General features: G+C 69.8%; 22 protein-coding genes. 5 read left to right on the top strand and 17 right to left on the bottom strand.

The annotated features are described in order from the left end of the window. Positions 1–89: 89 nt before the first annotated feature. Both C8P66_RS12270 and C8P66_RS12265 read right to left on the bottom strand, forming a co-directional pair. Entirely contained in the window at positions 90–773 is a 684-nt protein-coding gene (locus C8P66_RS12270) for a dienelactone hydrolase family protein (RefSeq protein ID WP_111398548.1), read from the bottom strand. A 62-nt stretch (positions 774–835) separates the two neighbouring features. Continuing rightward, a complete protein-coding gene (locus C8P66_RS12265; RefSeq protein WP_111398547.1) occupies positions 836–1,951 on the bottom strand; it encodes a branched-chain amino acid ABC transporter substrate-binding protein in 1,116 nt (371 codons plus the stop codon). A 243-nt stretch (positions 1,952–2,194) separates the two neighbouring features. On the opposite strand from C8P66_RS12265, the gene C8P66_RS12260 reads away from it, so the two are divergent. Further along, positions 2,195–3,181 (top strand): YMGG-like glycine zipper-containing protein, encoded by a 987-nt coding sequence (locus tag C8P66_RS12260; RefSeq protein WP_158537230.1) that lies wholly within the window; start codon positions 2,195–2,197, stop codon positions 3,179–3,181. A gap of 4 nt (positions 3,182–3,185) precedes the next feature. Next, complete coding sequence (locus C8P66_RS12255) at positions 3,186–6,074, top strand: caspase family protein (RefSeq protein ID WP_158537229.1); 2,889 nt, start codon at positions 3,186–3,188, stop codon at positions 6,072–6,074. 5 nt (positions 6,075–6,079) lie between these two features. On the opposite strand, the gene C8P66_RS12250 is transcribed toward C8P66_RS12255, so the two are convergent. From C8P66_RS12250 to C8P66_RS12215, 9 genes are all read right to left on the bottom strand, one after another. Next, positions 6,080–7,030 (bottom strand): class I SAM-dependent methyltransferase, encoded by a 951-nt coding sequence (locus C8P66_RS12250; RefSeq protein ID WP_111398544.1) that lies wholly within the window; start codon positions 7,028–7,030, stop codon positions 6,080–6,082. A 33-nt stretch (positions 7,031–7,063) separates the two neighbouring features. Next, positions 7,064–7,213, bottom strand: a complete 150-nt coding sequence (locus tag C8P66_RS23870) for a hypothetical protein (protein WP_158537228.1) — start codon at positions 7,211–7,213, stop codon at positions 7,064–7,066. A 72-nt stretch (positions 7,214–7,285) separates the two neighbouring features. Then, positions 7,286–8,608, bottom strand: coding sequence for a hypothetical protein (locus C8P66_RS12245; RefSeq protein WP_245903468.1), 1,323 nt, complete (start codon positions 8,606–8,608; stop codon positions 7,286–7,288). Further along, positions 8,608–9,933, bottom strand: coding sequence for a hypothetical protein (locus C8P66_RS12240; RefSeq protein ID WP_245903466.1), 1,326 nt, complete (start codon positions 9,931–9,933; stop codon positions 8,608–8,610). Before C8P66_RS12240 ends, C8P66_RS12245 begins: the two co-directional genes overlap by 1 nt. Further along, positions 9,930–10,406 (bottom strand): molybdenum cofactor biosynthesis protein MoaE, encoded by a 477-nt coding sequence (locus C8P66_RS12235; protein ID WP_111398543.1) that lies wholly within the window; start codon positions 10,404–10,406, stop codon positions 9,930–9,932. The genes C8P66_RS12240 and C8P66_RS12235 overlap by 4 nt, the downstream gene beginning before the upstream one ends. Position 10,407: 1 nt before the next feature. Then, on the bottom strand, positions 10,408–10,659 hold the full coding sequence (gene moaD / locus C8P66_RS12230) for a molybdopterin converting factor subunit 1 (RefSeq protein ID WP_111398542.1): 252 nt from the start codon (positions 10,657–10,659) through the stop codon (positions 10,408–10,410). A gap of 4 nt (positions 10,660–10,663) precedes the next feature. Beyond that, positions 10,664–11,185 (bottom strand): hypothetical protein, encoded by a 522-nt coding sequence (locus C8P66_RS12225; RefSeq protein WP_111398541.1) that lies wholly within the window; start codon positions 11,183–11,185, stop codon positions 10,664–10,666. Between the two features lie 99 nt (positions 11,186–11,284). Further along, positions 11,285–11,869, bottom strand: coding sequence for a CDP-diacylglycerol--glycerol-3-phosphate 3-phosphatidyltransferase (gene pgsA / locus C8P66_RS12220; RefSeq protein ID WP_111398540.1), 585 nt, complete (start codon positions 11,867–11,869; stop codon positions 11,285–11,287). Between the two features lie 96 nt (positions 11,870–11,965). Further along, on the bottom strand, positions 11,966–12,400 hold the full coding sequence (locus tag C8P66_RS12215; RefSeq protein WP_111398539.1) for a GFA family protein: 435 nt from the start codon (positions 12,398–12,400) through the stop codon (positions 11,966–11,968). A gap of 51 nt (positions 12,401–12,451) precedes the next feature. Here C8P66_RS12215 and C8P66_RS24710 point away from each other — a divergent pair, with 51 nt between their 5' ends. The 3 genes from C8P66_RS24710 to C8P66_RS12200 are packed head-to-tail and all read left to right on the top strand — an operon-like array spanning position 12,452 to position 13,598. Next, a complete protein-coding gene (locus tag C8P66_RS24710) occupies positions 12,452–12,739 on the top strand; it encodes an SH3-like domain-containing protein (protein ID WP_111398538.1) in 288 nt (95 codons plus the stop codon). Then, positions 12,736–13,017: an SH3-like domain-containing protein gene (locus tag C8P66_RS24705; protein ID WP_281271347.1), complete on the top strand. Its 282-nt coding sequence runs from the start codon at positions 12,736–12,738 to the stop codon at positions 13,015–13,017. The genes C8P66_RS24710 and C8P66_RS24705 overlap by 4 nt, the downstream gene beginning before the upstream one ends. Continuing rightward, positions 13,014–13,598, top strand: a complete 585-nt coding sequence (locus C8P66_RS12200) for a nitrile hydratase subunit alpha (RefSeq protein WP_111398536.1) — start codon at positions 13,014–13,016, stop codon at positions 13,596–13,598. The genes C8P66_RS24705 and C8P66_RS12200 overlap by 4 nt, the downstream gene beginning before the upstream one ends. Positions 13,599–13,602: 4 nt before the next feature. Here the strand turns inward: C8P66_RS12200 and phoB are convergent, their stop codons facing one another. The 6 genes from phoB to pstS form a co-directional block, all read right to left on the bottom strand. Beyond that, on the bottom strand, positions 13,603–14,319 hold the full coding sequence (gene phoB, locus C8P66_RS12195) for a phosphate regulon transcriptional regulator PhoB (protein ID WP_111398535.1): 717 nt from the start codon (positions 14,317–14,319) through the stop codon (positions 13,603–13,605). Positions 14,320–14,335: 16 nt separating this feature from the next. Next, positions 14,336–15,061: a phosphate signaling complex protein PhoU gene (gene phoU / locus C8P66_RS12190; RefSeq protein WP_111398534.1), complete on the bottom strand. Its 726-nt coding sequence runs from the start codon at positions 15,059–15,061 to the stop codon at positions 14,336–14,338. 10 nt (positions 15,062–15,071) lie between these two features. Next, positions 15,072–15,854 (bottom strand): phosphate ABC transporter ATP-binding protein PstB, encoded by a 783-nt coding sequence (gene pstB, locus C8P66_RS12185; RefSeq protein WP_111398564.1) that lies wholly within the window; start codon positions 15,852–15,854, stop codon positions 15,072–15,074. A gap of 116 nt (positions 15,855–15,970) precedes the next feature. After that, a complete protein-coding gene (gene pstA / locus C8P66_RS12180; RefSeq protein ID WP_111398533.1) occupies positions 15,971–16,867 on the bottom strand; it encodes a phosphate ABC transporter permease PstA in 897 nt (298 codons plus the stop codon). Positions 16,868–16,883: 16 nt separating this feature from the next. After that, complete coding sequence (gene pstC, locus C8P66_RS12175; RefSeq protein WP_211314124.1) at positions 16,884–17,867, bottom strand: phosphate ABC transporter permease subunit PstC; 984 nt, start codon at positions 17,865–17,867, stop codon at positions 16,884–16,886. A gap of 80 nt (positions 17,868–17,947) precedes the next feature. Further along, entirely contained in the window at positions 17,948–18,994 is a 1,047-nt protein-coding gene (pstS, locus tag C8P66_RS12170; protein WP_111398532.1) for a phosphate ABC transporter substrate-binding protein PstS, read from the bottom strand. Positions 18,995–19,034 lie beyond the last annotated feature (40 nt).

Raw genomic sequence — 19,034 nt, 5'->3', positions numbered from 1 at the left:
GCGGGGGCGCGCAGCGCCCGCCTTGAACCGAACCGGGATCCCGGCAAGCATCAAAAGGCAGAACGACCATTGACCAGCAAGACAGTCGCTTAGCCCAGCACGCGCGCCAGCAACTCCGCCGTCCGCCCATTGGCGATGGTCGCCGCCAGCCCGTCCCAGGAATGCCCGCCCATGCGCGCGAAGGCATGGTCCACGCCCGGATAGACATGCGCCGCGATGTTCGGCAGCCCCTTCACCGCCGCCAGGATCTTGGCCTGCGCTTCCGGCGGCACGAACCTGTCCTTCTCCGCGATATGCATCAGCAAAGGCGCCTTCACCTTGGCGAAGTCATCGGCCATGCCTTCCAGCCCGACGCCGTAATAGGAGATGTTGCAATCGGCATCCGAGCCGATCGCCATCATCGCCGCGAGCCTGCCGCCCAGACAAAAACCCATGGTGCCGGCCCGGCCATCGCCGAGCTTGCGCGCCGCGGCCAGGGTCGCGGTCAGATCCTCGACCCCCTTCTTCTGGTCGAACAGGTTGAACAGTTCGAAGGCGCGCTTCCATTCCGCCTCGGTGCTATCGGTGATGTCGATGCCCGGCTCGATGCGCCAGAACAGGTCCGGCGCGATGGCATGGAACCCCATATCCGCGACCCAGTCGCAGAGCGCGCGCATGGCATGGTTCACGCCAAAAATTTCCTGGATCAGCACCACGGTGCCGCCGCGCGGCGTCTTGGGCGTGGCGACATAGGCGGCGAAGCTGCCGCTGCCGTCGAGGGCATCGATCATCATGGGGCGTTATCCTGAGAAGCGAACCCCCGCCCGGCCAAGCCGAACGGGGGCGAAAAGGGGGCTCAGACCTCGGCGTAGGCGCCGTTGCGCCAGATGTAGAAGACGTAGTCCGGCACGGTCACATCGCCCTTGGCGGTGAAGGAGATCGGACCGAGCACCGTCTGCCAAGGGCCATCCGCCTTCAGCGCCGTCGCGATCCTGCGCGGATCGACGGCGCCGACCTTGGTGGCCGCGGCGGCGAAGACCTGCACGGCGGCGTAGGAGTAGAGCACATAGCCTTCCGGATCGATGTTCTTGGCCCGGAAGCGCTGGATCACCTCGGCCGCCGTCGCCCGCTTGCGCGGGTCGGAGGCGAAGGTCATCAGCGTGCCTTCGCCGGCGGTGCCCGCGATCTGCCAGAATTCATTGGTCACCAGCGCATCGCCGCCGATCAGCGTGATGTCGAGCGACTGCTCCTTGGCCTGACGCACGATCAGCCCGGATTCGGTGTGATAGCCGCCGACATAGACGACCTCGATCCCCGCCTGCTTCATCCGGCTGACCAGCGCGCTGTAGTCGCGCTCGCCGGCGGTATAGGCGGAGAACAGCGTCTCGGTCATGCCGGCCGCGTTCAGCGCCTTCTTGGTCTCTTCCGCCAGGCCGCGGCCATAGGCGGAGTTGTCGTGCAGGATCGCGATCTTCTTGCCGGCGAAGTGCCGCGCGATATAGGCGCCGGCGACCTGGCCCTGCTGGTCGTCCCGCCCGCAAACGCGGAAGGTGTTCCACTTGCCCTGTTCGGTGAAGGCCGGGTTGGTGCTGGCGGGGCTGATCTGCAGCACGCCTTCCTCGGCATAGACATCGCGCGCGGGGATGGAGGAGCCGGAGCAGAAATGCCCGGCCACGAACTTCACGCCGCGCCCGGCCAACTGGTTGGCGACGGAGACAGCCTGGCGCGGATCGCAGGCGTCATCCCCGATTTCCAGCGCAAGCTGCTGCCCGAGCACGCCGCCGGCGGCGTTGATATCGGCCACGGCCTGTTCGGCGCCGGCCTTCATCTGCCCGCCGAAGGCCGCGTTGGAGCCGGTCATCGGTCCCGCGCTGGCAATGCGGATGGTGCCGGACTGCGCCGCGGCGTGGCGGGCCATGCCCAGGGCGGCAAGCGCCGTGGCGGCGATCAGCGGTCTGCGTTGAATGGTCATCGCGACTGTCTCCCATCGGTGTGTCGGGCGCACCGGTTGCGGAATGAGCCTAGACCAGGGCGCCGGTCGGGGGCCAGTCTTGGTCGTGAGGGCCGCCGTAGGCTCCGGTAAATTCGAACTGACGGATCACTGCTGACGGAATAATGTTGCCGGTCGTCGGGGAGCGCGCTTGGCGTTGCAAGTTTGCTGACGCTAGTGTTTCCGGGCTGGTTACAAATGTCTGGTCGAAGAAGGACATGCTCAATGCCCCGCCCCCTCTACCGCGCCACCGCCCTGCTGACCGCCTCCCTCCTGCTGACAGGCTGTGTGACCACGCGCGCGGGGCGTATCGGGGCTGACGACGGGACCGATGCCTGCCGCACCCAGGTCGTGGCGCTGGACAGCACGGGCAATTTCTTCGCCGAGGATATCCTGCGCGGTGCCGCCGTCGGCGCCCTGGCCGGGGCCGCGATCGGCGGGCTCGCCAGCGGCAACTGGCGTGGCGCCTTGCTGGGGGCGGCGATCGGCGGTGCCGGCGGGGCCGCGGTCGGCTATTTCTCGGCCGTGCAGCGCCAGGCGGGCGATCAGGCCGCGGTCACGGCCCAGGTCGGCAGTGACCTGGAGAAGGAGAATATCGAGCTGGTCCGCACCCAGGTCGCCTTCGACCAGCTGATGGATTGCCGCTACCGCTCCGCCCAGACCATCCGTCAGGCCGTGCTGGAAGGGCGGGTGGATCGCCCGACCGGCCTCGCCCGGATGGCCGAGATCCGTGGCCGCGCCCAGCGGGATATCGCCCTTGCGCAGCAGATCAACACGCAGATCGGCACCCGTGGCGCCGAATTCGACACCGCCATCGACAATGTGGTGCCGGGCGGCAAGGCCTCGCTGGCCGGCGCCCTGGTCGGCCGCGCCCAGCCGATCCGCGCGACGGCGCGGCGCGCGGTGCCGGTGAAGCTCTCGCCCACCGGCGCCAGCGTCGAGATCGCGCAGCTGTCCCCGCGCGAGGTGGTGCAGGTGAGCCCGGCGAGCGGCGGCTATGCGCTGGTCGAAACCTCCTCCGGCCTGCGCGGCTATGCGCCGGTCGAGGCGTTGCAGACTCCGACGCGCCTGCCGGATGCGACCCCGACGGCCGCGAGCGATGTCCGCAGCCTCGCCGCCACCAACGTCGCCCGCCGTGACAATTTCGCGCAGACGGTCGGCAATGCCGAACGCCTCGCGCAGTCCGGCGGATTTGAACTCACTGCCGGTTAAGTCCTTGATCCGGGCGCTCCTCCTCCTCGCCACGCTGCTGCTGCCACGGGTGGCAGCGGCGCAGGAGCCGCCGCAGGCGCCGATCCTGCGGGTGGAGGCGGCCGCCCATACCGCCCCCGTGCGCCGGATGGCGACCGATGCCTCTGGCCGGGTGCTGGCGACGGTGTCGGATGACAAGACCCTGCGGCTTTGGGCATTGCCCGAGGGCACGCCGCTGGCGGTGCTGCGCCCCCCGATCGGGGAGGGCGAGGAAGGCGAGCTTTCCGCCGTGGCCCTCACCCCCGATGGCAGCAAGGTCTTTGCCGGCGGGCTGACCGGGCGGGAATGGGACGGGGTCTATGCCGTCTATCTGTTCGATACCGCGACCGGGCGGCTGTTGGCGCGGCTGCCGGGGCTGCCGGCGCCGGTGCAGCATCTGGCGGTCTCGGCCGATGGCGCACGGCTCGCCGGCGCCCTCGGCGGGCGGGCCGGCATCCGCATCTGGGATGCGCGCGACGGCCGGCTGTTGTCCGAGGATTCGGTGGGCTGGGACGGCCCCGCGCGCATGGTCGCCTTCGACGCGGCGGGCCGGCTCGCCGCCAGCTCGGCGGATGGCAAGATCCGCCTCTATGCCCCGAACGGGCGGCGCATCGCCGAACGCGCCCCGGTTCCGGGCGGGCGCCCCTATGGCATCGCCTGGTCGCCCGATGGCGCGCTGCTGGCGGTGGGCTTCGAGGACCGGCTGCGGGTCGAGATCCTGGCCGCCGCCGATCTGCATACCGTGCTGGTCCCCGATATGGCGGGGCTGAGCGGGGAGGGCACGCCCGCCGTCGCCTGGGCCGGTGATGGGCAGGGGGGCGTGCAGCTGCATGCCGGGGGCTATGCCCATGGCGTGGCGGCGGTGGCGCCGGGCGCACCCGGCTTCGTCATCCGGCGCTGGTCGGATTTCGGCCTGGGGCCGGCGCGGGACATTCCGGTGGCGCGCGATGCCATCATCCAGCTGCTGGCGGTGCCCGGCGGCGGCATGGTTTTCGCCACCGCCGATCCGGGCTGGGGGCGGCTCGCGGGCGATGGCAGCGTCGCCATCGCGGTCAGCTCGCCGGCCGCGGATTTCCGCAACACCGCCGCGGTGCTCGCGGCCAGCGCCGATGGGCAGCGGGTGCGTTTCCTGCTGCGCCCCGATGCCGCCCCGATGGTCTTCGATGCCCAGGCCGGGCGGCTGACCCAGGGCGTCGCCCCCGAGGTCTATGGCGCGCGGCAGGAGTCGGCGCGGCTCAGGATCACCGATTGGCGCAACCAGGACCGGCCGAAGCTCAACGGCCGCCCGCTGCCGCTCGGCCCCGGCGAATACAGCCGCAGCCTTGCGATCCTGCCCAATGAGCAGAGCTTCCTGCTCGGCACCGACACGCATCTGCGGCTGTTCGACGCCTCCGGCCGGATGCTGGATCAGGTACCGATGCCCGGCGCGGTCTGGGGCGTGGTGGCGCTGAACGGCATCGCCGTGGTCGCCCTGGGCGATGGCACCATCCGCTGGTTCGAGGCGACCGACCGGCTGGCGGAGCGCGGGGCGCTGTTCGTGCATGCCGATGGCCGCCGCTGGGTGGTCTGGACGCCCGAGGGGCTGTTCGACCACGCCGCCGAGGGCGGGCAGGAGCTGGTCGGCGTGCATCTGAACAATGGCCGCAACCAGACCCCGGAATGGGCGAGTTTTCGGCAGGCCTATCGCGCGCTTTACGCCCCCACGGAGCTTCGCGCGCGGCTGCGCGGCGATGCCGCGCCCGCCGAGGCGCGGATGGCCGATCTCGGCGAGGTGCGGGCACGGATCGGCCGGCTGCCGACCCTCAGCCCCGGCGAGGCCTGTGCCGTGACCGCCGCGGGCTGCGTGCCGCTGGGCTGGGGCGGCAGCGAATTGCCGGAGGGCGCGACCGGGCTGCGCGTGACCTATGCGACCGCGGATCGCGGGCTGGGCCTGGGTCCGCTCGACATCATGGTGAACGACCGCATCGCCGTGCGCGCGGCGGCGGTGGCCGGGCAGACCTCGGTCGAGGTGCCGCTGGACCCCGGGCCAAACCATGTCTCGGCCCGGCTCTACGCCGATGACCGGTCGCTGTTCGCCGAGGGGCCGGGCTTCGACCTGCGCCGGGCGGGCGCGGTCCGGGCGCCGGCCGGGCAGGGGCGGTTGATCCTGGTCGCGGTCGGGGTGGATGCCTATGCGCTGCCGGAGCTGAGGCTGCGCTACGCCGTCGCCGATGCCCATGCCGTCGCCGATGTGCTGAAGAGCCGGGCCGCGGGGGTGTTCTCCGACGTCGTGTCCACCGTGCTGACCGATGCCGATGCGACCCGCGCCAATATCCTGGCCGCGCTGGCCAATGCGGCGCAGATCACCCGGCCGGAGGATACCTTCGTCCTCTACCTCGCGGGGCATGGGGTGCGGTCCGAACCCGACCGGCACTTCCTGTTCCTGCCGCAGGAAACCGCGAGCATCGCCGACTGGCCCTCGCTGCGCCGCTCGGCGCTCGACGAGGGCACGCTGGTCGCGGCCCTGGCCCGCATCCGGGCGCGCGACGGGTTCCTGTTCATCGACACCTGCCATGCCGGGCAGGTGACCATCGACAGCCTCGCCGCCCTCGGCAATGAGACCGGGCGCTTCCTGCTCGCCGCCAGCACCAGCGTGCAGGAGGCGCTGGATTCCTACGATGACCGCAACGGCGTCTTCGCCGTCGCGGTGCGCGAGGCGATGAGCGGGCGTGCGGCAATGGATGGCGATGGCCGGATCTCGGCGCTCGCCTTGGGCGAATGGGTCACCCGGCGGGTGCCGCAGCTCGCCGCCGAGAAGCACCACCAGCAGGATGCGGTGTTCCGCACCGCGCGGCGGGACCTGCGCTCCTTCCCGATGGGGGCGATGGCGCGGTAGCGCGCTTATGCCTTCTGCAGCACCACGGTGTGCGACAGCATGTTCACGTTGGTATGCAGGTCGGTGCGGAATTCGATGACGTCGCAGCCCTGCTCGGCAACCAGCTTGAAGAACTCGCGCTCCGGGAAGGCGTGCATTTCCATCGCGCCGGCCGGGTTGGCGGGGTAGGTCGCGCTGCTGAACGCGTAATTCCGGATCGCCGAGGGGATCTGGAACAGCGCGACCCCGGCGGGCCGCATGCGGCTGAGGATGGCGGTAAGGAGCTGGCGGATCACCGGCGGCGGGTTGTGCTGGAACACCAGCACCGAGAAGAAGAAGTCGAAGGGCGTGATCGTCTCCAGCCGCTTCAGATGGTCCACATGCAGGAAGTCGATGTTGTCTCGGCCGTATTTCTTCGCGGTCTCGCGCGCGATGGCCAGATGCGCCGGTGAGATATCGGCCGCGGTCACATGGTCGAACACTTCGGCCAGCCAGATCGAGACCCGCCCCACGCCGCAGCCAAGCTCGAAGCAGCTCCGCAGCCTGGCCAGGTCGAGATTGTTCCGGGCGAAGGTGGTCTTGATCTCGCTGATGCTGGACTTGCCGGAGTTGAAGAACTCATCGGCATTGGCGTCGATCTGATCGGCTTTGTAGCGCGCGGCCGTCAGCACGGACCAGTGCGGTTCGGAGGCCCCGAGCATCGCCCAGGACTCCTCGATATGCTTCACCATCCGCTTCAGTTCAGCCTCGGTGGCATGGGTGTCCACCGATTGTGCCACGGTCGGGTGCACGAATTTGGTCGAACCCGCCGCCTCCCGCGCCAGATAGATCTGGAATTCCTCGCTGTTCAGGAAACCGCGGAGCAGGGCGGCGACGTCTTTGTAGTTCGCGATGAAGCGGTTGATGATGGCCTCATCATGCATCTCTCGCCCAAGGATGAGATGAAACGCGGCCTGTACCTGTTCCTTCGTGACCATGTCATCTCCCGCGCCCGGCGAGGCGAGCCTATGTCAAGTCCAACACAGCGCGCGGGCGAGCCCCTGGCGGATTGTGCTGGAATTGATTGATTGTTGCTGTTCCGAAGGCCGTCCCGACGGCAGGAAGGCCTGTTCGATGGTGATTTCCGCCGCTCCGGATAGGGTCAGTGCCGAGGGGATCATTCATGACACCATCCTACACCGGGACCTATTTCTGTGGAGCCGTCGAGGTCGAGGTTTCTGGCGCGCCGGAAATCATGGCCGAATAGCGCCGTAGTCCTTGTCGATGACCGGCGCCGCATCCGCCCGGCGCTGCGCCAGCGCGAGCCCCGCGACCAAGGGCAGCAGCCAGATGATGCGCGCCTGGTAGCGATGATGCGGCTTGGACAGCGCCCCGGTCGCGGCGGCATTGGCCAGCAGCCCGATCAGCACACAGGCGAGCAACGCGCCGACCTCCCGCCGCCGGCTCAGCCACAGCGCCAGCAGCAGCGAGATCAGCACCACCGGCACATGCGGCCATAGAAAGGGCAGCGCCGCCGCCGCCAACTCGCCGCGCATCTGCAAGGCCACATCGAAGCTCGGCAATTCGCGGGGGAACCCCGCCTCCACCATCATCCGCGCCGAGACCCGCAGGTAATCCGCCCCCAGCGTATCCCCGACCCGGAACAAGGTGAGTTGCTCCGCCGTGTTCTCCAGCGCGTGGCGCAGCACGTCCCAGGGGTAGGCGGCGATGGTCGCGGCGACGATCTCGGCGGCCTCGGCGGCGATCAGCACGGTGCCCATGCTGCGCGGCCGCCCCTCCGCATCCATCGCGACCGGGGAGCGCGGGTCCCAGAGGAATTGGTCGCTGTCCATCGGCAGCCGGTCGGTGAAGGCGCAGAGGTACCAGCCGGCCTCGGGGCAGCGGTCCCGCAGCAGCACCGCGGCCGGGCCATCGGCCTGCAACCGCGCCAGCGCGAAGGTCGCGCCATAGGGCGAGACGACGTAGCGCCCATGGCCGATGCCGTTCGACACCACCAGGAAGACCAGCGCCACCGCCAGCGGCGCCGCGACGCGCAGGATGGGCCCGATGCGCCGGGTCACCAGCACCACCACGACGAGCACCGCCGCCGCGATCACCAGATGCGAGAGGTGCACGGCGATCGCGAGGCTGGCCAGCGCCCCCACCGCCCAACGCCGCCCCGGCCCCGCGAAACCCAGCAGCCAGAGCGTGAGCACCACCACCCCGGCCATCACGTCGGGCATCAGCGTGGAGGTGAACCAGGGCAGCGAGGTCAGCACCGCCAGCCCCGCCACCAGCACCAGATGGCTGCGGACCGTGACGCGCCCGAGTGCCGCCGCCTGGACCCGCCACAGCAGCCAGGACACCACCAGCGCCTGCAACAGCGCCGCCCCCCAGAGCGAGACGCCCCAATGCCCGAGATGCAGGAAGGGGCCATAGGCCATGGGCTTGTCCCAGGCCATGCGGGGGACGATCGTCTGCGCCAGGAAGGACACGGTATCGATGAAGACCAGCGGGTAGCGGTTCAGCCCCGCCGGCCAAAGCAGCAGCAGCGCGCCCAGGATGATCGCCGGCATCAGCCGCGCCTGGGCAGCACGGCGACGAGGGCGGCGAAGGGCAGCAGCCAGACGATCCGCGCCTGGTAGCGGTGATGCGGCTTGGACAGCCCGCCGGTCGCCAGCGCATTGCCCAGCAGCGCCGCCAGCACGATCACGGCGAGGCACGCCGGCCGCCGGTCCCCCAGGCGCCAGGCCGCGGCCACGCCGAAGCCGAGCAGCGGCAACGTCAGCAGCAGCACCGGCAGATATGGCCAGAAGAAGGGTTCGGCCACCGCCGGCAGCCGCCCTTGCGCCTGCAACCCGGCGTCATAGGTGGCAAGGTCGCCGGGGATATCCAGCAGACGCGGCCGCAGCGCGATATCCAGATCCGTCGCCATCAGCGTATCCCCGGCCCGGACCATCCCAAGCTGCCGCAGCCCATTGCCCAGCACCGCCAGCAGCACCGCTCCGGGCTCGCGGGCCAGGGTTTCGCCGACGATGATGCGCGCCTCGGGCGAGAGCAGCGCGCCGCCGAGGAAGCGCGCATGGCCGGCCGCGTCCCGGTTCATCGGGCTGTACTCGCGCCAGAGGAAGTCATCCGAATCCGCCGGCAGCCGCCCGGCCCAGGCGCAGAGGTACCACCCGGCCTCGGGGCAGCGCGCCGCGATGGTGCGCGCCGCCGGCCCATCCGCGATCAGCCGGGCCAGCAGGAAGGTGCTGCCATGCGGCGAGACCGACCAGACGCCATGCCCGATCCGGTTGGTGCCGAGCAGCAACGCCAGCGCGCCGAGCAAGGGCAGCGCGGTCCGCACCAGCGCGCCCGAGGCCCGTGCTCCTGGCCACCACCGCGCCAGCAGCGCCACGACCACCACAAGCCCGGCCGCGAGCGGCAGGAAGGAGAGGTGGCTCGCCGTCCCCAGCAACGCGGCCAGGAACACCCCCACCCGCTCCGCCCGCGACAGCCCCTCCCAGCCGAGCCCAAGCAGCAGCGCCGGCAGCACCACCGCCACCACCAGGATGTCGGGCATCAGCAGGGCCGTGGACCAGGGCGCCGTGGTCAGCACCGCCAAGGCGGCGCAGATCCCGAGGTGCCGCAGCGGGCTCGCCCGCCCCAGCGCCCGCAGCGCGAGCCACAGCAGCCAGGAGACGAGCACCCCCTGGGCCAGCAGCGGCGCCCAGAGCGTCACGCGCCAATGGAACAGATGCAGCAGCGGGCCGTAGATCCAGGGCTTGTCCCAGATCATCAGCGGCCCGAGCGTCTGGTGCAGGAAGCCGCCGGTATCGGTGAAGACCAGCGGATAGCCGTTCAGCGCCGCCGGCCAGAGAAGAAACAGCCCGCCCAGCAGGACGGCGAGCGTCTTCATCCCCGCCCCCTCACCCCCTCACCCCCCCGCCAACGGGCGGCGGCGGCCTCATCCTCGGCCTTGGCCGCGACCCAGCGATCGCTGCCGTCGGCAAACTCCTCGCGCTTCCAGAACGGCGCCTTGGTCTTCAGCCAGTCCATCAGGAAGGCCACCGCCTCCAGTGCCGCCAGCCGGTGGCCGCTGGCGGCCAGCACCAGCACGATGGGGTCGCCCGGCAGCATCCGCCCGTAGCGATGCACCACGGTGCAGCCGGTCAGCGGCCAGCGCTCCATGGCCTCGGCGGCGATGATGGCGATGGCGGCCTGGGTGACGGTGGGCCAGTGCTCCAGCGTCATCGCCGCCAGCCCGTCATCCCCCCGGCACAGCCCGATGAAGGAGGCGACGGCGCCCACATCCCCGCGCCCGGCGGTCAGCAGCGCGGTCTCGGCCGCCAGATCGAAGGGCGCGTCCTGGACGCGGACGGTCGCGGACATCTCAGCCGCCGGTGACGGGGGGGAAGAAGGCGACCTCGCGCGCGGCCCCCAAGGGCGTGTCGGGGCCGCACATCTCCTGGTCCAGCGCCGCGCGCACCTGGGCCGGATCGGCGAAGGCGGCGGCGTGGCCGGGGCCGCGCTGCGCCAGCCAGGCGATCAGCGCGCCGATGGTGGTCACCTCGGGCGGCGGGGAGACGGTTTCTTCCGCGACGCCGGTGCGTTGGCGCAGCCAGGCGAAATAGAGGATCTGCATGGCGTCAACGCGGCGTCGGCACCGTGCGGACCTGGCCATCCGGCCCGAGCAGGATGGTGGTCGGGCCCTGCGGCACGGCGACGCCGGTGCCGCCGCCGGGGGTGATGTAGGTCTGCGCCCCCGGCGGGCCCTCGGTGATCACGCCGCCGCCGGGCAGCACCCGGCCTTCGGTCCGCGGCGCGGGGGGGCTGTTGGCGATGGGCGGCACCGGGGGGGAGGTGCGGCTCAGCGGCCGCGCCTCGGGCAAGGGCGGCGGCGGGCTGGAGGAGCCGACGCGCGGCGACACCGCGCGATCCTGCTGGTCGGGGTTCATCAGCGTGGCGCGGGGCGCTTCCTCCACCGGCCAGACATTGCCGGGCTCGGGCAGCAGCGGCGGCTCGGTCGCGGGGCCGCCGGTGATGCGCGAGACGGTGAGGCTGCCTTCCGGCGCCATCACGCCGCGCGGGCCCCAGGGGGCGAACTCATCCCCGCCCGAACAGGCCGAGAGCGAGAGGACCGCGAGGGCCAATGTGAGGGTGCGTGTCATGGGGGAACTCTCCGTCGCGGTACTTCGAGGGGAAGATGCGACCTGTCGGGGCGCTCGCCAAGGGATAGGCATGGGGCGGCCACGCGAAGGGCCGATGTTTCAGGGCCGCGCGGCCGGCAGGTTCGCATGGCGCAGCCCGGCGGTCAGATAATCCCACCCCGTCAGCAAGGTCAGCGCGGCGGCGACCCAGAGCCCGGCCTCGCCGATCCCCGCGATCGGCAGCCAGCCGAGCCCGACCAGCGGCGCCCCGCTGTCGCCCGCGAGCAGCACGCCGAGCGCGCCCATCTGCACGCCGGTCTTCCATTTCGCGAGCGGCGTCACCGGCAGCCCGACCCGGAGTGCCGCGAGATATTCACGCAGGCCGGAGACCAGGATCTCCCGCAGCATGATCACGATGGCCGGGATCAGCCCCAGGATCGACAGCCGGTTGGTGCCGGCCAGCAGCATCAGCGCGGCGCCGACCAGCAGCTTGTCGGCGATCGGGTCCAGCATGCGGCCGAAGTCGCTGGTCTGCTGGCGGTCGCGGGCGAGCTTGCCGTCGAAGTAATCGGTGATCGCGGCGATCGAGAAGACGACGCAGGCGGCCATATCCGCCCAGGGCAGACGCAGCATCGCGAAGGCCACCAGAAGCGGAATCGCCGCGATGCGCGACAAGGTCAGCAGGTTGGGAAGGTCGGTCGGCACGCGGTTGCTGGTCTCCAGCCTTGGCCCTGGCTGCTTGTAGCCGGGGCGGCGCCAGGGAGGAAATGCCGCGTTCGCCGAATCGACGGCAGCACCCGTCTATTGGACCGGATCGGACAAGGGTGGCGAGCCCCCATCGTCGCGATTGCGCGGATATTGCGCGGCATGTTCGACCGGCACGGCCCAGTGCTCGCGCCGCCCGACCCAAAGCTCGTAGCCGGGCACCAGCCCGCTCGGCGCGGCATCGAGGCAGCCGAGCCGCACCTCGATCTCCGGCCCGCCATCCAGCGCGAAGACCGGGGCGCCGCAGTTCGGGCAGAAATGGCGCTGCTCGGTGGCGGCGCGCCACATATGGGCGGGGCCGCTGATGGTGACCCGATCGCGGTCCCAGACCACGAAGGCCGAATAGGCGCTGCCGCTCTGCCGCCGGCAGGTCTGGCAGTGGCAGAGCCCCACCCGCTTGGGCGCGCCCCGGGCTTCCAGGCGCAGCGCGCCGCAATTGCATCCGCCCGAATGGATCGTGCTGTCGCTCATCCGATCTTCTCCCGTTGCGAGCCTGGCCCGCCTGGGCCCAAACTATACCCCATGAACGAGACCCCCACCCCCGCGACGCATGACATCGGCGGCGACCCGCGATTCCGCTGCGTGGCCGTGGAGCGCGACGAGGCGCCGCCGGACGGCTTCGGCAAGCGCGTCGATGCGATTCGCCAGATCCTGGCCGCCAAGGGGCTGATGACGGTCGATGAGTTGCGCCGGGGGATCGAGTCACTCCCGCCCGAGCAGTATTTCGACCTGAGCTACTACGAAAAATGGCTGCTCAGCATCACCCGGCTGATGGCCGAGAAGGGCCTGGTGGAGGAGGAATTCTCGTGACCCTCAGCCCAGGCACCGAAGTGCGCGTGCGGGACGACTGGCCGGAACGCCGCGGCCCCTGCCACATCCGTACCCCGCATTACGTCCGCGGCCGGATGGGCATGGTGGCGCGCCACCTCGGCAATTTCCCGAACCCCGAGGACCTCGCCTTCGGCCGCCCCGCTCCGGTGCGGGCGCTGTACCATGTCGCCTTCGCCCAGCCCCCGCTCTTCGCCGAGGGGACAGCGGGGGATGATATCCTCATCGAACTCTTCGAACATTGGCTGGAACCCGCATGAGCCCGCCACCCCGCCCCGCCATGGTCGATCTTCTGGCGCGCTTCGAGGCAGCACTTGCCGCGCGCGGCCTGCTGGAACCCGGCGAGGTCGAGGCCCGGATCGCCATCACCGACCGCGCCAGCCCCGCGATCGGCGCCGCCATGGTCGCCCGCGCCTGGACCGATGCCGGCTATCGCGCGCTGCTGCTGGCCGATGGCCGCGCGGCGGCGGAGGACATGGGGGTGACCATGGTGGGCAGCCCGCCGCTCGGCGTGCTGGCCGATGCGCCGGGGCTGCATCACCTCGTCGTCTGCACGCTGTGTTCCTGCTACCCGCGCGCGGTGCTCGGCTACCCGCCGCATTGGTACAAGACAGCCGCCTATCGCGCCCGCGCGGTGCGCGATCCGCGTGGGGTGCTGGCCGAATGGGGGACGGTGCTGCCCGAGGGCACCCGCGTCCGCGTCGTGGACAGCACCGCGGATTACCGCTGGATGGTGCTGCCCGAACAGCCGCCGGAGACCCTTGGCTGGGGCGCCGAACGGCTGGCGGGGATCGTGACGCGGGATGTGCTGGTGGGCGTGGCCTTGCCGGTGCCGGTTTGACGGGTCAGCCCGGATCGGCGTCCAGCGCGTAGCCGGCGGCGCGGACGGTGCGGATCAGATCGGCCTCGGTCGTGCCGTTCACCGCCTTGCGTAGCCGGCGGATATGCACGTCCACGGTACGCGGCTCGACATGGATGTCGCGGCCCCAGACGGCATCGAGCAACTGCTCGCGGGTGAACACCCGGCCGGGGTGCTGCAGGAAGAATTCCAGCAGCCGATACTCGGTCGGCCCCAGATGCAGCGCGCGGGCATTGCGCGTCACCCGGTGCGCGTCCTGGTCCATGGTCAGATCGCGATAGGCGAGCGTGCCCTTGGCGACCACGGTGCCCGACCGGCGCAGCAGCGCGCGGATGCGGGCCAGCAGCCCCTCCATCGCGAAGGGCTTGGCGATGTAGTCATCGGCCCCGGTGTCCAGCGCGCGCACGGCGTCCTGGTCCTCGGTCCGCGCGGTCACCATGATGATCGGCAATTCGCGCGTCGCCGGGCGGCGGCGGAGCTGGCGGCAGACTTCCAGCCCCGACAGGGCCGGCAGCATCCAGTCGAGCAGCACCAGATCGGGCTTGGTCTCGGACACGCGCAGCAGGGCTTCCTGCCCATCGGCGGCTTCCTCGACCCGAAAACCCTGCTTTTCGAGGTTGTAGCGCAGCAAGGTCAGGAGCGGCGCTTCATCCTCGACGACAAGGATGGTTGGTTTGCCGTTCCCGGCGAAGACGTCGGGCATGGAGATCCGTTCCGGTTCAGGCGTTCGGCGGACGAACGACGGCATAGGCGCTGCTGTCGGATTTGGGGCGGTCGTCCGGCAGGCTGTCGCCCAGCACGGCGTAATGCACCGTCTCCGCGATATTGGTCGCGTGGTCGCCGATCCGCTCGAAGTTCTTGGCGATGAACATCATGTGGGTGGCGGCGGTGATGTTGCGCGCATCTTCCATCATATGCGTCAGCATCTCGCGGAAGATGCCATTGTAGATGTCGTCCACCGGCGCATCATTGGCCCAGACGCGTTCGGCCGCGGCAGCGTCGTTGTTGACGAGCGCGTCGATCGCATCCTTCAGGTTCTGCTGCACCAGGCGGGCGAGCCACTGGAAGCCGTTCATGCTGCCGACATGCGGCTGGCTGGCCAGGACGATCGTGCGTTTGGCGGCGTTGCGGGCGTAGTCGCCGATCCGTTCCAGGTTATGCGCGACCTTCAGGCAGGCGACGATGAAGCGCAGATCCTGCGCGACCGGCTGGCGCAGCGCCAGCAGGCGGATGCAGAAGGCCTCGATTTCGCGTTCCAGCGCATCGATCTCGGCATCGCGGCCGACGATGGAGCCGGCCATCTCGGCGTCGCGGCGCACCAGCGCGGTCGCGGCATCGGCAAGCTGGCGTTCGGCAAGCCCACCCATGCGGACGACAAGTTCACGCAGCCGCTTGAGCTGCTCGTCATAGGATCTCACGATATGCTCCGACTGGTCTTGCGGCATGACGCCCTCCTCAGCCGAACCGGCCAGTGATGTATTCCTGGGTCTTCGGGTGCTTCGGGGCCGTGAACATCTGGGCCGCCGGCGACACCTCGACCAACTCGCCCAGATAGAAGAAGGCGACCTGGTCGGCACAACGCGCGGCCTGCTGCATGTTGTGGGTGACGATGGCGATGGTGAAGTCGCGCTTCAACTCGTCGATCAGCTCCTCGATCTTCAGCGTGCTGATCGGATCGAGCGCCGAGGTCGGCTCGTCGAACAGGATCACCTCGGGCTTCACCGCGATCGTGCGCGCGATGCAGAGCCGCTGCTGCTGCCCGCCCGAAAGACCCATGGCCGAGGAGCCGAGGCGGTCCTTCGCCTCGGTCCAGAGGGCGGCGCGGGTCAGCGCCCATTCCACCCGCTCATCCATCTGCGCCTTGTTCAGCTGCTCGTGCAGGCGCACGCCGAAGGCGATGTTCTCGTAAATGGTCATGGGGAAGGGGGTCGGCTTCTGGAAAACCATGCCGATCTTGGCGCGCAGCTCGTTCAGATCGACGCTGGCATCGATCGTGTTCTTGCCATCCATCAGCACTTCGCCGGTCGCCCGCTGGCCGGGGTAGAGGCTGTACATCCGGTTCAGTACCCGCAGCAGTGTCGATTTACCACAGCCGGAGGGGCCGATCATGCCGGTCACCTGGCGGTCGGGGATCTCGAAGTTGATCTGCTTCAGCGCCTTGTTCGCGCCGTAGTAGAAATCGAGCCCGCGGATCGAGATGCGCGAGGCATTCAGCTTCTCCTCCGATCGTGCCGCCATGCCACCGAAGGTGGCGGAGGCTTCGGCCGTCCTGGACGTCGTGGTGCCCTCGGTCATGCTTCCGGTCATGGTCTGATCCTTCGACTCCGCGGTGGGGTCAGGCTGCAGGGGGGTGTTCATATGCGCACCTTCAGGACAGCACGCGCGAGGATGTTGAGGCCGAGCACCAGGGCGGTGGTGAGCAGCGCACCTGCCCAGGCCAGCGCGATCCAATCCTCATACGGCGAGCCGGCATAGGCGTAGATGCTCAGCGGCAGGCTCGGGAACGGGCGGCTCAGATCGGTCGTGAAGGCGTTGTTGCCAAGCGAGGTGAACAGCAGCGGCGCGGTTTCGCCGGCGATGCGGGCGATGCCGAGCAGGATGCCGGTCAGGATGCCGCTGATCGCCGAACGCCAGCAGACCAGCACGATCATCTTCCACTTCGGCGCGCCGAGGCCCGCCACCGCTTCGCGCAGCGTGTCGGGGATCAGGCGCAGCATGTCCTCGGTGGTGCGGACGACGACGGGGATGATGATGATGGAGAGCGCGACCACACCCGCCCAGCCGGAGAAGCCGCCGAAGGGCACCACCAGAAGCTGATAGACGAACAGGCCGATCAGGATCGAGGGCGCCGAGAGCAGGATGTCCGACACGAAGCGCACGATGTTGCCGAGCGTCGAGGCGCGGGCGTATTCGGCGAGGTAGGTGCCGACCAGCATGCCGATCGGCGTGCCCACCACGGTCGCGATGGAGACCTGGATCAGGCTGCCGACGATCGCGTTGAGCAACCCGCCGCCCGAACCAGGCGGGCGCGTGCTGGTGGTGAACAAGGTGAGGTCGATCGCCGCGAAGCCGCGATAGGTCAGCAGCCCAAGGATCGAGATCAGGAAGGCGATCGCGATGACCGTGGCCCCGGTGCAGAGCGCGCGGACCAGCATGTCCACGCGCTTGCGGCGACGGCCGAGGGCCGCGGCGGTCTTCGGGTCGCGCGCGGAATGCCCGGGCCCGGTGTGGGAGAGTGTGGAAGCGCTCATGATGGGACGCCTTTTCTCACGAGCCGATCTTGGGACGCAGCAGGAAGCGCGACGCGGCAAGCACCAGGAAGGATATGACGAAGAGGATGAAGCCGAGTGCGAGCAGCGCCGAAAGCTTCAGGCTGCCAAGCTCGCTCTCGCCGAACTCCAGCGCCACGATCGAGGCGATGGTGTTGCCCGAGCCGAACAGCGAGGTGGAGATGCGGTTGGCATTGCCGATGACGAAGGTCACGGCCATCGTCTCGCCGAGCGCGCGGCCGAGGCCGAGCATGATGCCGCCGGCGACCGAAACCCGGGTATAGGGCAGCACCACGCCGCGCACGACCTCCCAGGTGGTGGCGCCGAGGCCGTAGGCGCTTTCCTTGTAGACCTGCGGGACCTGCTGGAACACGTCGCGCATCGTGGCGGCGATGAAGGGCAGCACCATGATCGCGAGCACGAGGGAGGCGGTGAAGATGCCGGTGCCGAAGGCCGGGCCCTGGAACAGCGCGCCGATGATCGGCAATTCGCCGATGGTGTCGATCATCCAGGGCTGCACGGTCTGCGCCATGATCGGCGCGAGCAGGAAGAAGCCCCACATGCCGTAGATGATCGAGGGGACGGCGGCGAGCAGCTCGACCGCGGTGCCGACGGGGCGGCGCAGCCAGGGGGGCGCCAGCTCGGTCAGGTAAAAGGCGACGCCGAAGGCGAGCGGCACGGCGAGCATCAGCGCCAGCAAGGCGGTGACGATGGTGCCGTAGATCGAGACGCCGGCGCCGAAGACCTCATCCACCGGGTTCCAGATGGTGCCGGTCACGAAGCCCGCGCCGAAGGTGCGGAAGGCGGGCCAGCCGCCGATGAACAGCTCGATGATGATGCCGCCCAGCAGCAACAGCACGAAGACGCCGGCCGCGGTGCAGGCGCCTGCGAAGACCGCGTCGCCGAACGAGGTGCTGCCCTTGCGACGGGCGGTCGGGGGCGGCGCGGATATCGCGCTCGGAATGGCGGTGGCGTGCGACAAGGGATTTCCGCTCCGGCCGGCTAAGGGTCAGGGAAGATGGCAGGGCGGCGGCATCATGCCGCCGCCCCGCCGGTTCGGGTTCAGGCGGTCCAGATGGTCGCGCCGCCGGGGGCCTTGATGACCTTCCAGGCTTCGCGCACCGAGGCCTTAACCGCGGCCGGCAGCGGGATGTACTCAAGCTGCTGCGACAGGGCGTCACCGGAGGTGTAGGCCCAGTCGAAGAACTTCAGCGTGTTCAGCGCGCGGGCCGCATCGGTCGGCTCCTTCGGCACGACGACGAAGGTCGGCGTCACGATCGGCCAGGACTTCTCGCCCTGGGTATCGACGACGGAGGCGGCGAAGTGCGGCACCGACCAGTCGGCGTTCGAGGCGGCAGCGAGGAAGCTTTCCGCGTTCGGGGTGACGAACTGGCCGGCCTTGTTGCGGATCTGCGTCGAGACCAGCTGGTTCTGGGTCGCATAGGCGTTCTCGACATAGCCGATCGCGCCGCGGGTGTTGCGGACGGTGGCGGCCACACCCTCATTGCCACGGGCGCCGTTGCCGGTCGGCCAGCGCACGGAGGTGCCCACGCCAACCTTCTCCTTGAACTCGGAGGACACGGCGGAGAGGTAGGAGACCCACACGAAGGTCGTGCCCGAACCGTCGGCGCGATAGACCGGCGCGATGGCGGTGTTGGGCAGGGTGACGCCGGCGTTCATCTCGACGATGCGCGCGTCGTTCCACTTGGTGATCTTGCCGAGGTAGATGTCGGCCAGGACCTCACCAGTCATCTTCAACTGGTTGTCGGCCACGCCCGGCAGGTTCACGATCGCGACGATCGAGCCCATCACGGTCGGGAACTGGAGGAACTTGCCCGCGTCGAGCTGCGCCGGGTCCATCGGGGCATCCGTCGCGCCGAAATCGACGGTGCGGTTGCGGATCTGGGCCTGGCCGGCGCCCGAGCCGACCGATTGGTAGTTCACGGTGATCCCGGTCGCGCCTTTCGCGGCCTCGGCCCACTTCTGGTACAGGGGCGCGGGGAAGGATGCGCCGGCACCGGTGATGGTGGCGCCCTGGGCCAGGGCGAAGCTGGGGGTGATAAGGGCGGCGGCGCCGGTGAACAGCGCGCTGCGGCGGGTGATGAGCATGATGGGGGTCTCCCTTTTCAGTTCGGCACGCGAGGGATGC

The sequence above is a fragment of the Humitalea rosea genome (genome assembly GCF_003253705.1).
Taxonomy (GTDB): Bacteria; Pseudomonadota; Alphaproteobacteria; order Acetobacterales; family Acetobacteraceae; genus Humitalea; species Humitalea rosea.
Note: the sequence above shows the minus strand (reverse complement) of the source record. Positions and strands in the feature narration are given on the sequence as shown.

Bases quoted from the DNA above. Each gene is read 5' to 3' on its own strand.
- C8P66_RS12260 (WP_158537230.1), top strand. From the start codon at position 2,195: ATGCCCCGCCCCCTCTACCGCGCCACCGCCCTGCTGACCGCCTCCCTC.
- C8P66_RS24710 (WP_111398538.1), top strand. From the start codon at position 12,452: ATGAACGAGACCCCCACCCCCGCGACGCATGACATCGGCGGCGACCCG.
- C8P66_RS12240 (WP_245903466.1), bottom strand. From the start codon at position 9,933: ATGAAGACGCTCGCCGTCCTGCTGGGCGGGCTGTTTCTTCTCTGGCCG.
- C8P66_RS23870 (WP_158537228.1), bottom strand. From the start codon at position 7,213: ATGATCCCCTCGGCACTGACCCTATCCGGAGCGGCGGAAATCACCATC.
- C8P66_RS12235 (WP_111398543.1), bottom strand. From the start codon at position 10,406: ATGTCCGCGACCGTCCGCGTCCAGGACGCGCCCTTCGATCTGGCGGCC.
- pstS (WP_111398532.1), bottom strand. From the start codon at position 18,994: ATGCTCATCACCCGCCGCAGCGCGCTGTTCACCGGCGCCGCCGCCCTT.
- C8P66_RS12265 (WP_111398547.1), bottom strand. From the start codon at position 1,951: ATGACCATTCAACGCAGACCGCTGATCGCCGCCACGGCGCTTGCCGCC.
- C8P66_RS12245 (WP_245903468.1), bottom strand. From the start codon at position 8,608: ATGCCGGCGATCATCCTGGGCGCGCTGCTGCTGCTTTGGCCGGCGGGG.
- phoB (WP_111398535.1), bottom strand. From the start codon at position 14,319: ATGCCCGACGTCTTCGCCGGGAACGGCAAACCAACCATCCTTGTCGTC.
- C8P66_RS12215 (WP_111398539.1), bottom strand. From the start codon at position 12,400: ATGAGCGACAGCACGATCCATTCGGGCGGATGCAATTGCGGCGCGCTG.
- pstB (WP_111398564.1), bottom strand. From the start codon at position 15,854: ATGGCGGCACGATCGGAGGAGAAGCTGAATGCCTCGCGCATCTCGATC.
- pstA (WP_111398533.1), bottom strand. From the start codon at position 16,867: ATGAGCGCTTCCACACTCTCCCACACCGGGCCCGGGCATTCCGCGCGC.
- C8P66_RS12270 (WP_111398548.1), bottom strand. From the start codon at position 773: ATGATGATCGATGCCCTCGACGGCAGCGGCAGCTTCGCCGCCTATGTC.
- moaD (WP_111398542.1), bottom strand. From the start codon at position 10,659: ATGCAGATCCTCTATTTCGCCTGGCTGCGCCAACGCACCGGCGTCGCG.
- phoU (WP_111398534.1), bottom strand. From the start codon at position 15,061: ATGCCGCAAGACCAGTCGGAGCATATCGTGAGATCCTATGACGAGCAG.
- C8P66_RS12200 (WP_111398536.1), top strand. From the start codon at position 13,014: ATGAGCCCGCCACCCCGCCCCGCCATGGTCGATCTTCTGGCGCGCTTC.
- C8P66_RS12250 (WP_111398544.1), bottom strand. From the start codon at position 7,030: ATGGTCACGAAGGAACAGGTACAGGCCGCGTTTCATCTCATCCTTGGG.
- C8P66_RS12225 (WP_111398541.1), bottom strand. From the start codon at position 11,185: ATGACACGCACCCTCACATTGGCCCTCGCGGTCCTCTCGCTCTCGGCC.